We start from the raw sequence: 17505 nt of genomic DNA on the forward strand, positions 1-17505 counted from the left end.
AAAATGATCTCAGACGATTAAGCTATGCAGTCTTAATATCAAAACGATTGAAATCGATTGTATGGCAAAATATCTTCTTCTCATTGGCTGTGATTGCTCTGTTATCCGTTTTAAATGTCTTAGGCAAAATGGATATTGGTTTAGGAGTCTTAGCCCACGAAGGTAGTACATTAGTTGTCATACTGAATGGTTTAAGATTGCTAACAACACCTTTGCTAAAGAAACAAGCTTCTCTTCATTAACAAGCTTCTCTTCATTAACAAGCTTCTCTTCATTAACAAGCTTCTCTTCACTAATGACCTTCTCTTCATCAACAAGTTTTACTTTATAGAAAATAATTTAAATCAATTAATTTTAGCAGGCTATTGAATATTGACTAATAGTGATACCTCACACTTTAAACACTAGCTTCCATGTCTCCTAAAGACATGGAAGCTAGTGTTTTCGTTGCCTTACTCTACTTTTTTGCACTATCATTTTTTGCTTGCTTACGTTTCCATATTCTTTTATTGAGTCGTTTTATTCTCTTATTGAAGCGTTTTATTCTTTTGTTGATTTGTTTCATTCTCTCATTAAGCTATGTCATTCTCTTGTTGTTCTTAGTGTTAAATCTGGTTCAAATGGTATACCATAGCTATGAGTGGAAATCATTAAACAATATATTAGAGGTGAGCCAAATGCCCTTATCACTACCAATCGCACTATCAATTATATTATTCCTGTTTTTATGCTATAGCTATCATAAAGATCGTACCAAATTAGCAAATGGTAATTGGTTCTGGCTCTTCATCATTAGTCTGTTGGTCTCGGTTGTAGCTTATGTGTCACAGAGTAAGACACAACTGGCACAATTACTTGCCATGGTTATTTCAACGCTAACACTCTTTTTCCTCGTGTTTGGGTTAGTATTTTTAATTGGACTGTTGCTCCTGAATTTTAAGATCGTCCACAAGCGCGAAAAATTGACACTAACTACTCTGATGACATTCATCCTTGCAATAGGTCTTGCGTTGACGATTGCAATCACATGGGCTAATATATCAAATTTTCTACCCATCTCTCTACTCTATCGTCAGTTACTGTGGTTTTTACCGATATCTGTCCTTTATTTCATGAGTGGCTTTATCTCGTTTTTAATTAGTAATTACTTGTTTCAAAAATTTAATTGGCGCTATAAACCAAAGGCAATTATTGTTTTAGGATGTGGATTGATCAATGGGACGGAGCTCTCCACTTTACTGAAAAGTCGATTGGATCTAGGATTAAAATGGTTCAATAAAACAAACAAACGCAAAAGTAAGGTAACTGTTGTCTGTTCAGGCGGTCAAGGTCCTGATGAAGATATCTCTGAGGGTCAAGCCATGGCTAGGTATCTCTCAAAAAATGGTGTTCCAGAGACACAATTGATTATCGAAGACCAATCAAAAAACACTTACGAGAACCTACTGTTCACCAAGCGAAAATTGCTCGCACTTATTAAAGAAAGTCGACTAGAAGAAAATGCCACCATTGACCACAAGACCTTTCCAATACTGTTAGTCACCAACAATTTTCACGTCTTACGTGCAGCTATTCTAGCAAAAAAATTGGGTCTAACAGTACGAGGTGTGGGATCAAAAGTGGCACCTTATTACCTGCCTAATGCTTTATTACGAGAGTATTTTGGTATTATTAGCTCTAATTATAAACGCTATATAACAACACTTGCCATACTCCTTCTTCTATTTCTAATCTTACTAGTTATTTTAAATAGTTACTTTCCTGAATTGATTATCCAATTGACGTAATCATTCTTTGTCTTTAGTCCCATCATTCGGCTGTTGTGGCTGCTTTTTGGAACTAGGGGCCTTTTTTTCGTCTCCAAAATAGTCGTTTGAGATTGAGCTAGAATTTTTTGGTGTCCTTTTTTTGGTTATCATCCGCCACCAGATGATCGCAACAATCACAAACAGAATGCTAGTGATAATAATTTCCAAAAAATTAGTCGGCATGTTGTTCATCCTTTGGGGATAGCATGCTCAATCCTATTCGTCCTTTTTCCGCATCAATCTCAGTGACCCAAACTTTAACAATATCACCAACCGCTACGACATCACTCGGATTTTTAACAAATTTACGACTTAATCTTGAAATATGGACTAACCCATCTTGTTTAACACCTATATCAACGAAAGCACCGAAATCTACGACATTGCGGACGGTTCCTGTTAACGACATTCCTACCGTTAAATCGGTCATCTTCAACACATCTGCTCGTAATATCGGTTTCGGAACATCATCTCGAGGATCACGGCCCGGTTTTTGCAATTGTTCAATAATATCATTGACTGTTTCTTGTCCCACTTGATTTTCTGCACAAAAAGAAGTGATATCAAATGTTTTTAAGTCCTCGTTAAGCTCAGCTGTCCCAATAGCACTAATATCTTTATCAATAGCTTTGAGAATTGCTTTTGCAACATTATAAGACTCTGGGTGAATGGCTGTATTGTCAAGAGGCTGGTCTCCACCAGCTATACGCAAGAATCCAACAGCTTGTTCATAAGCTTTTGGTCCAAGTCTTTTCACTTTTTTTAGGTCATTTCTTTTGGTAAACAGACCGGTATCCTCGCGAAAACGTACAATATTTTGCGATGTTGATTTGGTCAATCCACTAATGTGTTCTAGCAGTGATGGACTAGCCGTATTCAAATCGACTCCAACTTGGTTAACTGCATTTAACACCACAAAGTCTAACATATCTTTTAACGCGGTTTGACTGACATCATGTTGATATTGACCGACACCTACTGCTTTTGGATCAATTTTGACCAATTCTGCCAATGGGTCTTGGAGTCTCCTCGCAATACTAACAGCAGAGCGCTCTTCTACTTGGTAGTCAGGAAATTCCAACCGAGCGATTTCACTAGCTGAATAAACCGAAGCACCTGCCTCATTAACCATTACATAGTAGACTTTTTTTGGAATCTCTTTGATAATATCAGAAACAAATTGTTCAGATTCACGACTAGCTGTGCCATTACCAATCGCAACACAATCCACATCGTAATCCAACAACAACTTCTTAAATTGAGGGACAGCTTCCGAACGTTTCTGAGCTGATGCCGGAGGATGGGGATAGATCACTGATTTGGTGAGAACCTTACCTGTTGGATCAACGATGGCTAACTTACATCCTGTCCGATAAGCTGGATCAAATCCCAAAACGGTAATGCCGCTCATCGGTGCTTGCATCAACAAATTCTTGAGATTTTCGCCAAATACAGATATTGCCTGTTTCTGTGCAATCTCAGTCAACTCATTTCTTATATCCCGTTCGATTGCTGGCCCAATAAAACGCTTGTAGCTATCCTGATAAGCTTTTTCGATCACATCCTTAGCGATTGTATCTTGATTCGTTATGAGTCTCCCAGTGAAGTAACGATCGACTGCAGCCATATCAACAGCTATTTTAACTGAAATCACCTGTTCTTTTTCTGCACGATTGATTGCTAAAATCTGATGAGGTAACAATTTTCGAACTGGCTGTTCGAAATCATAGTACAAACGATAAGTAGCAGACTCATCCTCTGCGCCCTTCTTAAGTTGAGTAACCAATAGTCCTGTTCTATGTGTAAATCTCCTCATCCATTGTCTAAACTTTGGAGAGTCCCCTATGATTTCAGCTAGAATCTCATGAGCCCCATTCAGGACATCTTCAACTGATTCAAGTTCTTTTGCCGAATCCATAAACTGACTAGCCTTACTTGAGACTGATTCTTCGTTTTCCGATGGATTACTCAAGAACCATTCAGCTAATGGTGCAAGTCCCTTATCTCTCGCAATAGTTGCTTTTGTTTGTTTTTTTTGCTTATACGGTCGGTATAAGTCCTCAAGGGCCTGTTGTGAGTCACTTGATTTGATTGCTTTCCTGAGTTCAGGAGTCAACTTGCCTTGCTCATCAATCGCCTTTAGTACTGTTTCTTGTCGTTCGAATAATTGTTCGTAAAAATGATGTCGATCTTGAATCGCTTTTATCTGAACTTCGTCTAGAGAGCCCGTTACTTCCTTCCGATATCTTGCAATAAATGGTACGGTGTTTCCTTCAGCCAAAAGCTTTAACACAGCGGTGATTGCATGAGGAGGAATTGTTGATAACTCCCTTTGAGTAGCTCTCACTACTTCTTTCTCTAAATCCGTCATAATACGCATCATCATTCCTTTCTACATTCCAATATCATAACTTTTATCAACCATTTTGACAAGTATGGGACTATTCACGAACGTTTTGACGATTATTCAATTTAATGTTGCGTTTTTTATGTTAACAGGTATAATGAACTTATCTTAACTAATAACAGAAAGCGAGGACTTATTTTGTCTAATTATTTTAAGCTCAAGGAGTACAATACTACTGTCTCTAAAGAGGTGGTTGCTGGAATCACAACATTTTTTGCAATGTCTTACATCATTTTTGTCAATCCAGCTATTCTTAGTTTGACTGGCATGCCTAGTCAAGCAGTCTTCTTAGCAACTATTATTGCTACCGTTATCAGCACTTTATTCATGGGTCTGTTTGCTAACGTTCCTTATGCCTTAGCCCCTGGGATGGGACTCAATGCCTTCTTCACCTATACAGTTGTCTTTTCTCTCGGATTTTCTTGGCAAGAAGCATTAGCGATGGTTTTCATTTGTGGATTGTTCAATGTTCTTATTACCGTTACTAAATTCCGTAAAATGATTATCAAATCTATCCCTATCAGTTTACAACACGCTATCGGTGGTGGTATTGGTGTATTTATTGCCTACATCGGTATTAAAAATGCTAACCTTCTCCAATTTACTTCTGATACAGGCACTATCACCTCCATTAATAACGCGCCATACGACCCAGCAGCATCAGTTGATGGTGTGACAACTGTTATTACCAATGGTGGAATCGTTCCAGCATTGGTTAATTTCACTCAACCTGATGCAATTTTGGCAGTTGTTGGCTTGATCATCACGATTTTACTAGTAGTCAAAAATGTCCGTGGTGCTATACTGATAGGAATCGTTTCGACAACTGTCTTAGGAATTATCTTTGGTGTAGTTGACCTCTCGACTGTTAACTGGGGAGCAAATTCTCTTGGATCTGCATTTGACGAACTCGGAACTACTTTCATGGCAGCGTTCGGTTCAGAAGGTTTCATTTCATTATTTAGTGATCCTGCTCGCCTACCTCTTGTTCTCTTAACCATCTTCGCTTTCAGCTTATCTGATACCTTTGATACTTTAGGAACATTTATCGGAACTGGTCGTAAAACTGGTATCTTTTCTGAAGAAGATGAAAAGAGTATGGAAGAAGGATCAGGTTTCTCTTCTAAAATGGACAAGGCATTGTTTGCAGATGCTATAGGAACTTCTATCGGAGCAATCTTTGGAACATCTAACACAACCACTTACGTTGAGTCTGCTGCTGGTATCGGAGCAGGTGGCCGAACTGGTTTGACCAGTGTTGTAACAGCTTTACTCTTCGTAGTTGCAAGTTTGTTTGCACCCGTTGTTGGAATTGTACCTAACGCAGCTACTGCTCCTGCATTAATTGTTGTAGGGATTATGATGATGAGTAGCTTTAAGGAAATCGATTGGAACGACTTCACTGAAGCTGTCCCAGCATTCTTTGCTTCAATCTTCATGGGCTTCTCTTATTCGATTTCTTACGGGATTGCTGCCGGATTTATCTTCTTCTGTCTTGTTAAGATCGTTACAGGTAAAGCTAAAGAAGTTCACCCAATTATCTGGGGCGCCACAGTTCTCTTCATCTTGAACTTTGTGATTTTAGCCCTTATATAAGATTATAGGCTTTCTACAAGATCCTATTGTAATCGTCTATGGTCATCATTGACTACTATCACTCACCCATCACTCAAATTTTTTACTGCAATTTTGTTTATTATAATTGCAAAATCAGGACAATGTTCGCTATAATGATATTAGATATTGATCATAAGGGAGTAACTAGCAGCATTGTCTGCGACAACATCAACAACGTTAAGTAGTTAGCTACTGGTGTTGCCTTAATTAGTGAGACTTATGCATAAAGTGCTGTTAGCCTTTATGCATAAGTCTTTTCTATTATCAGAAACTAAGTTATGATCGTATTTAAAATGAAGGAGGAATTGTTGTTGGAAGAAGACAAACAAAAAAATAAAGTTGTCCCCTATTATACAATGACGGATGATCAAGTTTTAAAGTCTCTTAAGTCTGATCATCAGGGGCTAACAAGCGAAGAGGTCAAGGCTCGTCTCTCTGAATTTGGTTTGAATGCTTTAGAGGAAGGCGAAAGAAGGACGCTTGTCCAAAAGTTCTTTGATCAATTCAAAGACTTCATGATTATTGTGCTTCTCGTCGCAGCTGTCATTTCAGGAGTAATCGGTGAAGTATCAGATGCCATAATCATCTTACTCGTGGTGATCTTAAATGCCTTGTTAGGTGTATTCCAGGAAGCTAAGGCTGAGGAAGCCATCAATGCCTTGAAAAAAATGGCCTCTCCTACTGCTCATGTGCTAAGAGATGGGCATACGGTTAGCATTAATAGTGAAGAAATTGTTCCTGGCGATATCGTTTTACTAGAAGCTGGAGATGTTGTTCCAGCTGACCTTCGACTCCTAGAAAGTAATTCAATCAAGATTGAAGAGTCGGCGCTGACTGGTGAATCAGTCCCAGTTAATAAGGATATTACCGTTATCGGTGATGAAGATGCTGATCTTGGGGACCGAAAAAATATGGCTTATTCTAGTACTAATGTCACTTATGGTCGTGGTAGTGGCGTCGTTACCAGCACTGGAATGCGAACCGAAGTTGGTAAGATTGCCAATATGTTAGCAAATACTGAAGAGAAGAAAACGCCTCTTCAAAAGAACCAAGATGCCCTAGGCCGTTGGTTGACCATTTTAATCCTAATCATTGCAGTAGTAATCTTTGGAATAGGACTACTACGTGATGGCGATACAGTTAGAATGTTACTGATTGCTATCTCAATTGCAGTGGCTGCTATTCCTGAAGGGCTACCCGCTATCACTACAATCATTCTAGCTCTTGGTACCCAAAAAATGGCTAGTAGGAATGCCCTAGTTCGTAAATTACCAGCCGTTGAAACATTGGGTGGGACCGAAGTCATTTGTTCGGATAAGACTGGTACATTGACATTGAACCAAATGACTGTTGAAAAAATCGTTTACGATGATCAAATCCATGACGCTGATGACGCTATAGATCCTAAAAACCATGCACTAAATGCTATGATTTTAGCTAACGATAGTAAATTAGATCAAAATAATAAACTAATCGGTGACCCAACAGAAACTGCCTTAGTTCAATTTGGAATTGATCATAAAATAGATGTTCCTGCTCTGCTCAAGAAATGGCCACGTGTTGGTGAAATTCCATTTGACTCTACGCGTAAAATGATGTCTACTGTCCATCAAGATCCAGAAGGTGGCTTCTTCATCGCCGCTAAAGGCGCACCTGATGCCTTGATTGACCGTTGTACACAAATTGAAGAGAATGGACAAGTCAGAGAATTAACCGCTGCAGACCATGATCGTATTTTGAGTTTGAACCACGAGATGGCAACTCAAGCTTTACGTGTCTTAGCTTTAGCTTATAAAACAACAGATACAAAACCTACTGAATTAGAGAGCGATGCTGTGGAAAATGGATTGGTATTTGCTGGACTAGTTGGTATGATTGACCCTGAGCGTCAAGAAGCTGCAGATGCCATTGCGGTTGCCAAAAAAGCTGGTATTCGCACGATCATGATCACGGGTGACCATAAAGCTACAGCAACTGCGATTGCGAAAAGATTAGGCATCTTACAACCCAACCAAATTGGTGGCGTGTTGACCGGTGCTGAATTAAACAAAATGTCTGATGCTCAACTGAAAAAAGACGTTGAGAAATACTCTGTTTACGCTCGTGTGTCTCCAGAGCACAAAGTTAGGATCGTTGAAGCTTGGCAATCACATGACAAAGTTGTTTCTATGACTGGTGACGGTGTGAACGATGCCCCTTCACTAAAAGCTGCCGACATTGGTGTTGGAATGGGGATCACTGGTACTGAAGTTTCTAAAGGGGCTTCGGACATGGTACTTGCTGATGATAATTTCCAAACGATCGTTGTAGCGGTAGAAGAAGGACGTCGTGTATTTGCTAATATTCAAAAATCAGTTCAATACCTGTTGTCAGCAAACCTTGGAGAAGTCATGACTATGTTTGTTGCTACAATGTTTGGTTGGACCATCCTTGAACCGATTCACATACTATGGATCAATTTAGTAACCGATGTCTTTCCTGCTGTAGCTTTAGGGCTTGAAGAAGCAGAATCAGATATCATGGAACACCAACCTCGTGGTAATACATCTAACTTCTTATCAAATGGTGTTCTGCCAAGCATCTTGTATCAAGGGTTTCTTGAAGGTGGTTTGACACTATTCATGTATTGGTATGTCACAGCTATAAAAGATGAACCAATCCCAGTAGCCGAAACAATGGCATTTGCAACACTTGGCTTGATCCAACTTGCTCATGCTTTCAATACAAAATCAGTCTTTAAATCCATCTTCTCAATCAAACCTTTTGGGAACAAACAATTCAACTATGCGATCCTTCTCTCAGGATTTATGCTATTAGGTGTGATTTTGATACCAGGTATCAAAGATTTCTTTGAAGTTGAAACATTGAATGCAGTCGAATGGTTTGAAGTAACGATTACCGCCTTCGCCATTATCCCAATCGTTGAAATCATTAAATTGATTCTTCGTAAAACTGGTGTAGCCGATCATTACGAAAAAGCAAAAGCTGTCGATTTGACTGAATAAGCTATTTTTTCCCTGATCCTTGATGACATTTTGAATTGGTAACCTGGTTTAGTTACTGAATTACTAAGTTTTCTTGGATAGAAGTACAAAAATAAAAGTACAAATAAGGTAATAGGGAGCTCATGATAGTTAAACAAACTATCATGAGCTCCCTATTTTTATTTCTAAGATTGACTGCTATTCATTTTTAGTAATCATGATTTAAAGAAGAACACTCCAGAAACAACCTAGGGTTATCTCATCGTCACAAATTCTTCTGATCCGGTGGGATGGATAGCTACTGTAGCATCGAAATCCGCTTTTGTTGCCCCCATTTTGAGTGCGACGGCGTACCCTTGAATCATTTCATCGACGCCATAACCAACAGCATGTAAGCCCACGATTCGCTCATCTTCTCCAACAGTTATCAATTTCATTTTGATCAGTTCCGGATGACTCGTAACAGCTGTAAACATTGATCGAAATGTTGAGGTGTATACCTTTATCTTGTCATCATTATAAAGTTTCCTTACTTCTTTCTCACTCAACCCCACTGTTCCTACTGCTGGATTGGCGAAAATCACTGTCGGAATTAAATTATAATCCATTTTAGCATTTTCTTGATGATTGAATAGTCGTTCAGACAACAATCGACCTGCTTTAATAGCAACTGGTGTCAATTCTTTCTGTCCTGTGACATCACCAATCGCGAAGATATTTTTGACGGCGGTTGTTTGAAACTCATCTACTAAGATAAACCCATCTTTATCAATGGCTACGCCGACATTTTCTAAATTGAGATCTTTTGAATTAGCTTTGCGCCCTATTGCTACTAAAATATCCTGATGTTTTCCTATTGTACCATCACTAAAAACAGCTACTTTCTCCTGATTTTCATCACGGTACACTTTCTCCAATGTTACATTTTGATGAACGATAACACCTTGTGCAAGCAAATTATCATAAACGGTTTCGATGATCATTTCATCAAATTGTCTCAGAGGATATTCATGCCTAATATAGAGATGTGTTTCTGTTCCTAAAGCACATAAAACATCGGCTAATTCTACTGCGATGTATCCAGCCCCGATAATACCAACCGATTTAGGCAACTTGTCATAGGCAAAAAAGGTATCAGAATCCCCTAGCAATTCTTTTCCTGCTACATCCGGAATACTGGCTTTAGCACCACTTGCTAACACAATATATTCTGATGTAATCTCTTGACCATTGATTGATATCGTATGATCATCTACTAAAAAACCATAGCCTTCTATGACAGTCACTTTGTTCTTTCTGAATGTCCGAGTATAAGAGGAACGCGCTCTCTCGATATAAGCCTCACGATTCTGTTTTAAACGCTTATAATCGAGTGGTGGTACCGTGACATCAAAGCCATAATGAGGTGCATATTTTTTCAAGGTGTCAGCCACCTGGGAAGCATACCAAGAGATTTTTTTGGGGACACATCCTACATTGACACACGTCCCACCCAGTAGACTTCCTTCAATCACTGCAACTTTTGCACCATGTTCAGCAGCGCGATTGGCAGTAGCAATCCCACCACTACCTCCGCCTATAGTGACTAAATCGTAGTCATAAGATGTCATAATGTCGATCCTTTCTAGAACAATGTCAAAACATCGTCAAACAGTTCTTTGTTATCTTCAATTTTGGCTGCATTACCAACTACGACAGCACTACTTTCATCTAGTGTATGCCCTAGAGCATCAGCTAATTGAACTAGGTCATCACTAGTGGTACTCAACACCTCTTGCCTCAACTCGACCCGATCATTATAGGTCATATTCGTCAAAGCCATGTTGATTGCCAATTCGCCTTGGTCAGCTGCAGATAATGGTCTATCTAGTGTACTTAAGGCTCCGATGATATATTTCAAAACATCTGGTTCCTTTAAAGTCAGTTTTGAAATGTAGTCCGGCAATTTATTATAAGCCTCAAAGGTTTCCTTTATGTTAGGGTCGCGATAACTTGCCAATGTGAAAACACCATTTCTTGTGACCTGATTAAAGCATCCATAAGCGCCACCTTGAACTCTGATGGTATTCCAGAGGTAATCGAAATCGATGACATTAGACAATACTCTCAACTGACCAGAATAAGGGGTAAAGGCTTTAAACAATCCTGCTTTAGCAACATAATTGACATCTTGAGAACACTTGAAGGCTTCTTTTTTCGCTGTTACCGGAATCGGCTCACTGCTATCTTTCAGTGGTAATGTAGCAAATGATGTCAGTAACTCATTAAGTTTCGGTTTGATCGCATCATATTGTTCATTACTTCCAGTGAAGGTGAAGAAGACTTTTGAGCGACTAAAAATGGTGTGTGCCAAATCTTCAAATTTCTTGACCGATTGGCTAAAGGCTTGATCATCTTCTAAATCTGATAGAAGCTTTTTAAGATAGTAATAATAGTCGATACCACTAACTGCTTCTTGGTATTTGACACCACTAAGCAAGTGAGAGACTGCCCGTTGTGCACTGACAATATGAGCTCTATAGTTCACTTTTTGCTCAAAGCCTGAGATATTACTATGGATTACTTCTAAGATATTGCTCTTATGATCAAACTCAGTTGTCAAGATGATTTCTTGAATCAGGTCGACTAATTTCGTTGCATATTCACTCAATGACTTTCCTTTGACAACGAAATATGGCTTATAAGTCCCGTCAGTTTGAGATACAACTTTAACAGCAGTTCTGATACCACCAGTTGAAATATCAACCGCCGTATGTAATTGAGCGACCGAATGCTTGGCAGTTGGTAATTCTCCAAGCACATCTGACAATAGACTAATCGTAGAAATATCTTCATTAGAAAGATCGCTAATATCAAAATAAAGGGATGTATAGTCAATCCCTGACGTAAACAACGGCACTAGATAGGTTTGACGATCATCAATTGTGTCAATTTCTAGAGGAATATCAGCGACACTTGCCGATAGGTCACTCTTTTCTAGAGTTGGTATTTTGGCTAAATCTTCTGGTTTGTCTGGTGTTTGTTGTCGCTTGATCAAGGTTTCTGTTTGCTTAACTAATCCTTCTAACTCATCACGAGACAATTTATTCTTATAGTCTTTCAACTTTTCCAACAATTCTTTTTCCAATCGATCACTCTTACCAGGCTCTGGAGCTAACTTAATAGTTGTTGTATGGGTATTATCCAACAACTTATCCTTAATCAATGTTTCGAAATAGCCATCTTTGGCATCCGCTTTCAATTCATCTATCACACTTGTGAAGCTCAATGCCTCAAAAGGACTCTCCCCATATAACCAAGAGCCAAGGCTAGTGATGCCATAGATGACGCCTCTTGGGAAGCTTTCAGAAATAACAGTTTCTTTTAATTTGAAAGACAATTTATTGATGGCAGCTGTCACTAGGTCATCTGGAATGCCGTCAGTCACTAGACTACTAAAGACATCATGAATTATTTCTTCAAATTGGTTCACCTTATCCACATCGGTATATTTGAGCGTTACTTCAAAGGGATGGACATAGCCTACTTCATCATGACCACCATATACATCTCCACCAATACCAGCATTTAACAGGGCCTTCTTTAAAGGCGCACTAGTTGACCCTAGCAAGATCTCTTCTAGAATATCTAAGGCAACTACTTCTTTTTGATGATCAGCAGTAGTAACATGCCATGCTTTCGTTAGGTAGGCTTTCTTAGCGACTGATTCTCCTTCAGTGATTGAATACGTCTCATCCACCAAAACGGGTTCATGTGCCTTCTGCTCAGGTTTTACCTCAAATGTGATAGGATCTTTTTGTGTGAAGTTATCAAAGTATTCGCTGAGTTGTCCAAAGGCATTCTCGGCATCAAGGTCGCCATATAAAATAGTCAAAGAATTACTTGGATGGTAATACTTGCTATGAAAATCCACAAATTTTTCTTGCGTCAATGTTGGAATACTTGCAGGAGTTCCGCCAGACTCGTGCCGATAGATGGTTTCAGGATATAATGCTTTCCCCTTGATTTGCTCTAACTTCGCTTCTGCAGAAGCTAAAGCCCCCTTCATTTCGTTATAAACGACACCCTTATAAATCAAATCGTCAGACTCGTTAGGTAAATGATAGTGCCAACCTTCTTGTTGGAGGATTTGAGTATTCTCATAGAATTTAGGTTTAAATACAGCATCCAAATAAACGCTCACAAGGTTACTAAAATCTTTTTGATTAGTTGAAGCAACCGGATAGATGGTTTTGTCACTAAAAGTCATGGCATTAACAAATGTATTAAGAGAACCTTTGATCAACTCAACAAACGGTTCCTTACTTGGGTACTTTTCCGATCCATTCAATACAGAGTGCTCGGTGATATGTGCGACTCCATTGTCATCGTATGGTGGTGTTTTAAATGCGATTGTAAAAGCTTTATTAGGATCGTCATTTTTGAGATAAAGAACTAACGCACCCGTTAGCTCGTGCCTATAAAGTGATGCTTCTGAATTGATATCATCCAAAAAATGTTCTTCTACAAGTTTGAATCCTTCTGGTATAGTTGCCATTTACAAAATCCTTTCCATAATTCCTTTTTTACTGATCCATTTATACTTATTTTGACTCTTAACATTAAACTTTTTTAATTCTCTATGATGTATCATTACCTAAAAAAATATGTTTATGAATCATTATAGACATTTAACGATGCTATTGTAAAATAATCGACCTTAACATACAGCTTTAGATCAGCTAATAGTTCAATAAATTTTGAATAGTTCATTTCAACTTACTAGAGTCCTTTTGATTCTTAGACAGAAGTTTTCTATTTTTCTTGCTGGAAACCTTCTAATTCCAAAAATATGATCACGATAGCTAGGGATCCAACAACCAGTAGGATAGCTTTCTCAGCAAAATACTCTGTCAAAAAGGAGCTAGTTGCTGCCCCAAATAAAAACATGCCAATCACCGATAAATAATCGATGCACGTTCGTAATTCCTTCTTTGTACCCATTCTGAGATAGATCATCAAATGAACCAAGGCAGATCGCAAATTGCCCGTACACATCGTCGAGGCATAGGGTTGATTTTTGATTCTTGGAAAAGACTGATACTGAATCGCACACAAAAATGAAATGACTATGGCGACAATTTCATTAAAGGATTGATTTAAAAAAGCAATAATGAATAGAGCAACCAGTGTTACTGCCAAAATGATTTGACGCCATCTAATTAACGACCTTCTTTGGTACTTAAAAGTGAGATAGTCAGTCAACATGATTCCAGCTGTAAATGCTAAAACTGGTACTAGGTAATTCCCCACCTTTGTCCAACTAGTATTAGCTAGATTAACCCCTAATAACACAATATTCCCTGTTTGAGCATTTGCGAAAACACCACCACGCGCCAAATAGGTGTACCCATCCAAAAAGCCACCGTTAAATGCTAGCATAAAACTAACGATGTATGATTCAACTATGGCTGGTCTGCTAACTTGTGATATCATTTTTTTGATCGATCCTTCGAGGCTAAAATATTGAGTTCTCGCCTATATTTAGTAACCGTTCTTCTCTTAATTGAGATTCCTTTGTCTTCTAATAATTTTGCGAGTTTGGCATCTGAATATGGTTTGTCTTTCGGTTCTTCTTGTATCACTTTTTTTAGGGCATTTTTTACTTCTGAATCACTCTTGCCCTCCTCAGTAACTTGTTTTGCCAATAAGTCTTTCATCGGAAAAACCCCAAAGTCAGTTTCAACCGATTTACTATTAAGCGTTCGACTGATTGTTGACACATTTAAACCAGTCGCAGTGGCAATCTCTTTTAAGCCTAATGGTCTTTTATCTTTTCCTTTACTCTTAAAAAAGTCAGTTTGCAATTCAAATAAAGTCTTGCCCACTAACATCACCGTTTGTTCTCTCTTGGTGAGGCTTTTTTGCAGCCAATTAAAATCACTCTCTTTTTGTTTCAAATAATCTTTTAGATGAGCGTCTTCTCTGCTTTTTTCAAACATATCAGCATAGTATGAATGATTGAAAGAGACCCGTGGCAAATTTCCCTTTAAATACTTAATCTGATAAGACTCCTCCACTTTCTTAATACTGATTTCAGGAATCAAATACTCAGTATCTCCTGCTCCAAATTGGGCACCAGGAATAGGATTGAGTCCCTTAATATAATCAATGACCTCTTCGTAATCTGCCTCATCTAAAGGTATTAGCGTCATCAATTGCTTTTTGTCATTTTTAGTAAATAGATCAAAATGTTTTGTGATTATTTCCTTGGCATATTTGGGTGCCATATCATCATTTTGAATCTGAATCACTAAACATTCTTGTAAATCTCTTGCTCCAACCCCAGAAGGATCAAACATCTGGATCAACGTCAAAGCATCTAGGACTTCGATTGGTTTCGCAGAAATCATCTGAGCAACCTCGTCGATATCACCAGTAAAATAACCATCATCGTTGATAAAATCTAGTAGATAAAGCGCGATATCTCTTAAAAAAGCTTGCCTTAAATACAGATCAACTTGACTAATTAAGTGACTTAAAAGGGTCTCCGTTGAATTTTGTGGGAGTTGTTCTAAAAATTGTTGATGCTTATCTTGGTCAAACCCACTATAATCACCTTCATGAGATTGATAAGTATCCAAAGAAACGACTTCTTTTTCCGTCGGTTGAGAAACTTGTAGAAAAGGATTTTCACTCGATTTTAGCGCTAGAAACTGTTCTAATTCAACATCAGAATATTGAAGTAACTGAACAGACTGTTGTAGTTGTTGTGTCATCACTAATTTCTGATCTTGTTTCAGTTTCTGTTTTTGCATATGTTCAAGTAACATGACCTACTCCTTTCATCAATTTTGATTGTCGCGTTTCCGTGTTAAGCTAGTGTATAATAAAACTATATTTAGTGTTTATTAGACCTTTAGTGTTTCTGGAATCTTTGGTAGCCCAAAAATCTATTTGCAACTGTTAGGGTTTATTAGGGCTACTAGCAATTAGAGATTTTAGCCTATTTGGACCTGTTTAGAGCCTAAAATGAGTCTTATGCACCCTTATCAATCCAATAGCTCAATAATAGAAAAAATTCACTGATATTATCAGTATATCGCATTATCACTCTTTATATTAGGTCTTATGACAAATTTCATGCCACTATTATACCTAATACTCATTTTATCTGCTATTTATGACCTAACTTTTACCAAAAGCTGCTTTTACCTATCTGACATTTTGGCTTTTACTCTTAAGTCAGCTAGTAATCCTACTAAAGGAGAATTTAATGATGAACGATAAAATAATTCTTGATTATATTAACAATACGGCCAAGGCCCTATCAGCAAGTACTGGTGTCACCACCAAAGAGGTGTCATCATCTCTTGGCCTGCAACGTAGTAATGTATCTGCCGTTTTAAATAACTTAGTTCGCCAAAATAAGCTAGTCAAAGGAGAGGGACGGCCTGTTAAGTATTGGATTCCTCTAGAGATTAGAAAGCCATTTAGTACCCCAGTAGCATCTTATAAAGAAAATATCATGCCACAAGAGAAAGCTGTTGTCCGTCATCATTTGTTTGAAAAGATGATTGGGAATGATATGAGCTTAAAGACACCTATTGATCAAGCAAAAGCTGCTGTAATTTATCCAGATAATGGTCTATATACTCTAATCATTGGTCCGACTGGTTCTGGAAAGACCTATTTCGCAAATGCCATGGCTTCATTTGCGAAATTTCAAGGATTAATCAAAAAAGATAGAGTCATGAGCACTTTGAATTGTGCAGATTATGCCAACAATCCGCAACTATTAATGTCTTATCTTTTCGGGCATACCAAAGGCGCTTATACTGGTGCTGAAAATGAGAGGCCGGGATTATTGAAACAATCAGATGGGACAATCCTCTTCCTAGATGAAGTCCATCGTCTGCCACCAGAAGGTCAAGAAATGCTCTTTTCTTTTATGGATAGCGGAGAATACCGGCCATTAGGCTATAGTGGTCCACCATTAAAGGCAAAAGTTAGAATTGTTTGTGCCACAACTGAGAACCCAAAGTCTAGCCTACTTAGTACCTTTTTAAGGCGTATTCCGATTGTGATACGCCTTCCTGCTTTTCATAATCGTGAAGCCAAGGAACGTTTAGATCTCTTGAAGCATCTCATCGGGATTGAAGCAAAGCGGATCAAGCGCGAAATTCAAATCGACGAACGTGTCGTTAAAGCCTTGTTAGGGAGTGTCACCTATGGGAATGTCGGACAGCTGAAATCAATTATCCAAATGGTCTGTGCCAAAGGATTCTTACAAAATGATCCAGAATCACTTACCTTGTACCTTCGATACGATGAATTGGAGGACGTTTTGGCAGATGGTTTGAACCGTTTTAACCAAGAACGTCAATTATACACTAGTTTTTTAGGTTTGATTGAACCTGAAACAACCATGAGTCCTAGTGACGACCCACTACCAGCAGATACAGACAATTACGAACCGCCCTTTAACCTTTAAGACATTATCGGTGATAAAATGGCAATGCTCAAGGAAGAAAATATGTCGGATGAGCAGATTCAAGGCTTCATCTCAACAGATATCGATCTCCATTTAAAATCCTTTTATCGTAACCGACAATACTTGACCCAAAAAGACGAAAAGAAACTCAAAGAAATCGTTCCAGAACAAATAATCAATTTGAGTCCTGAATCATTCATAGATTTTTATACAGGG

The 17505-nt window shown here is 38.4% G+C and carries 11 protein-coding genes and 1 pseudogene; 6 read left to right on the plus strand and 6 right to left on the minus strand.

Annotated features, from left to right (window positions below):
• Both H541_RS13445 and H541_RS0108855 read left to right on the plus strand, forming a co-directional pair.
• Positions 1–242, plus strand: a pseudogene (locus tag H541_RS13445) (heavy metal translocating P-type ATPase); the annotation flags it as partial.
• Between the two features lie 435 nt (positions 243–677).
• The gene (locus tag H541_RS0108855; RefSeq protein WP_022796961.1) at positions 678–1787 is read left to right on the plus strand and encodes a YdcF family protein; all 1110 of its coding nucleotides are present in this window, start codon (positions 678–680) and stop codon (positions 1785–1787) included.
• Here H541_RS0108855 and H541_RS0108860 read toward each other — a convergent pair whose 3' ends face one another.
• Complete coding sequence (locus H541_RS0108860) at positions 1788–1991, minus strand: FeoB-associated Cys-rich membrane protein (RefSeq protein WP_022796962.1); 204 nt, start codon at positions 1989–1991, stop codon at positions 1788–1790.
• Positions 1981–4188, minus strand: coding sequence for a Tex family protein (locus H541_RS0108865; protein ID WP_022796963.1), 2208 nt, complete (start codon positions 4186–4188; stop codon positions 1981–1983). Before H541_RS0108865 ends, H541_RS0108860 begins: the two co-directional genes overlap by 11 nt.
• A gap of 165 nt (positions 4189–4353) precedes the next feature.
• Between H541_RS0108865 and H541_RS0108870 the strand changes: the two genes are divergently transcribed.
• Together H541_RS0108870 and H541_RS12195 are read left to right on the plus strand one after the other, a co-directional pair.
• Positions 4354–5811: an NCS2 family permease gene (locus tag H541_RS0108870; protein ID WP_022796964.1), complete on the plus strand. Its 1458-nt coding sequence runs from the start codon at positions 4354–4356 to the stop codon at positions 5809–5811.
• Between the two features lie 314 nt (positions 5812–6125).
• Positions 6126–8837 (plus strand): cation-translocating P-type ATPase, encoded by a 2712-nt coding sequence (locus H541_RS12195; RefSeq protein ID WP_156831898.1) that lies wholly within the window; start codon positions 6126–6128, stop codon positions 8835–8837.
• A gap of 233 nt (positions 8838–9070) precedes the next feature.
• Here H541_RS12195 and gorA read toward each other — a convergent pair whose 3' ends face one another.
• The 4 genes from gorA to rpoN form a co-directional block, all read right to left on the minus strand.
• Positions 9071–10426, minus strand: coding sequence for a glutathione-disulfide reductase (gorA, locus tag H541_RS0108880; protein WP_022796966.1), 1356 nt, complete (start codon positions 10424–10426; stop codon positions 9071–9073).
• 14 nt (positions 10427–10440) lie between these two features.
• Complete coding sequence (locus H541_RS0108885; RefSeq protein WP_022796967.1) at positions 10441–13353, minus strand: insulinase family protein; 2913 nt, start codon at positions 13351–13353, stop codon at positions 10441–10443.
• 257 nt (positions 13354–13610) lie between these two features.
• Positions 13611–14291: a YoaK family protein gene (locus tag H541_RS0108890; RefSeq protein WP_022796968.1), complete on the minus strand. Its 681-nt coding sequence runs from the start codon at positions 14289–14291 to the stop codon at positions 13611–13613.
• Entirely contained in the window at positions 14288–15628 is a 1341-nt protein-coding gene (rpoN, locus tag H541_RS0108895) for an RNA polymerase factor sigma-54 (protein ID WP_022796969.1), read from the minus strand. Before rpoN ends, H541_RS0108890 begins: the two co-directional genes overlap by 4 nt.
• Before the next feature lie 446 nt (positions 15629–16074).
• Between rpoN and H541_RS12580 the strand changes: the two genes are divergently transcribed.
• A complete protein-coding gene (locus H541_RS12580; protein WP_052168290.1) occupies positions 16075–17289 on the plus strand; it encodes a sigma 54-interacting transcriptional regulator in 1215 nt (404 codons plus the stop codon).
• Positions 17290–17307: 18 nt separating this feature from the next.
• Positions 17308–17505 (plus strand): hypothetical protein (locus tag H541_RS13245; RefSeq protein ID WP_156831897.1); only part of this gene is annotated, 198 nt, incomplete at its 3' end.

Origin of the sequence: Bavariicoccus seileri WCC 4188, from assembly GCF_000421665.1 — a bacterium.
GTDB classification, from domain to species: domain Bacteria; phylum Bacillota; class Bacilli; order Lactobacillales; family Aerococcaceae; genus Bavariicoccus; species Bavariicoccus seileri.

What these genes read in the sequence shown, in the direction of transcription:
- H541_RS0108855 (WP_022796961.1), top strand. Translation starts at nt 678, where the DNA reads ATGCCCTTATCACTACCAATCGCACTATCAATTATATTATTCCTGTTT.
- H541_RS0108860 (WP_022796962.1), bottom strand. Translation starts at nt 1,991, where the DNA reads ATGCCGACTAATTTTTTGGAAATTATTATCACTAGCATTCTGTTTGTG.
- H541_RS0108865 (WP_022796963.1), bottom strand. Translation starts at nt 4,188, where the DNA reads ATGCGTATTATGACGGATTTAGAGAAAGAAGTAGTGAGAGCTACTCAA.
- H541_RS12195 (WP_156831898.1), top strand. Translation starts at nt 6,126, where the DNA reads ATGAAGGAGGAATTGTTGTTGGAAGAAGACAAACAAAAAAATAAAGTT.
- gorA (WP_022796966.1), bottom strand. Translation starts at nt 10,426, where the DNA reads ATGACATCTTATGACTACGATTTAGTCACTATAGGCGGAGGTAGTGGT.
- H541_RS0108885 (WP_022796967.1), bottom strand. Translation starts at nt 13,353, where the DNA reads ATGGCAACTATACCAGAAGGATTCAAACTTGTAGAAGAACATTTTTTG.
- H541_RS0108890 (WP_022796968.1), bottom strand. Translation starts at nt 14,291, where the DNA reads ATGATATCACAAGTTAGCAGACCAGCCATAGTTGAATCATACATCGTT.
- rpoN (WP_022796969.1), bottom strand. Translation starts at nt 15,628, where the DNA reads ATGTTACTTGAACATATGCAAAAACAGAAACTGAAACAAGATCAGAAA.
- H541_RS12580 (WP_052168290.1), top strand. Translation starts at nt 16,075, where the DNA reads ATGAACGATAAAATAATTCTTGATTATATTAACAATACGGCCAAGGCC.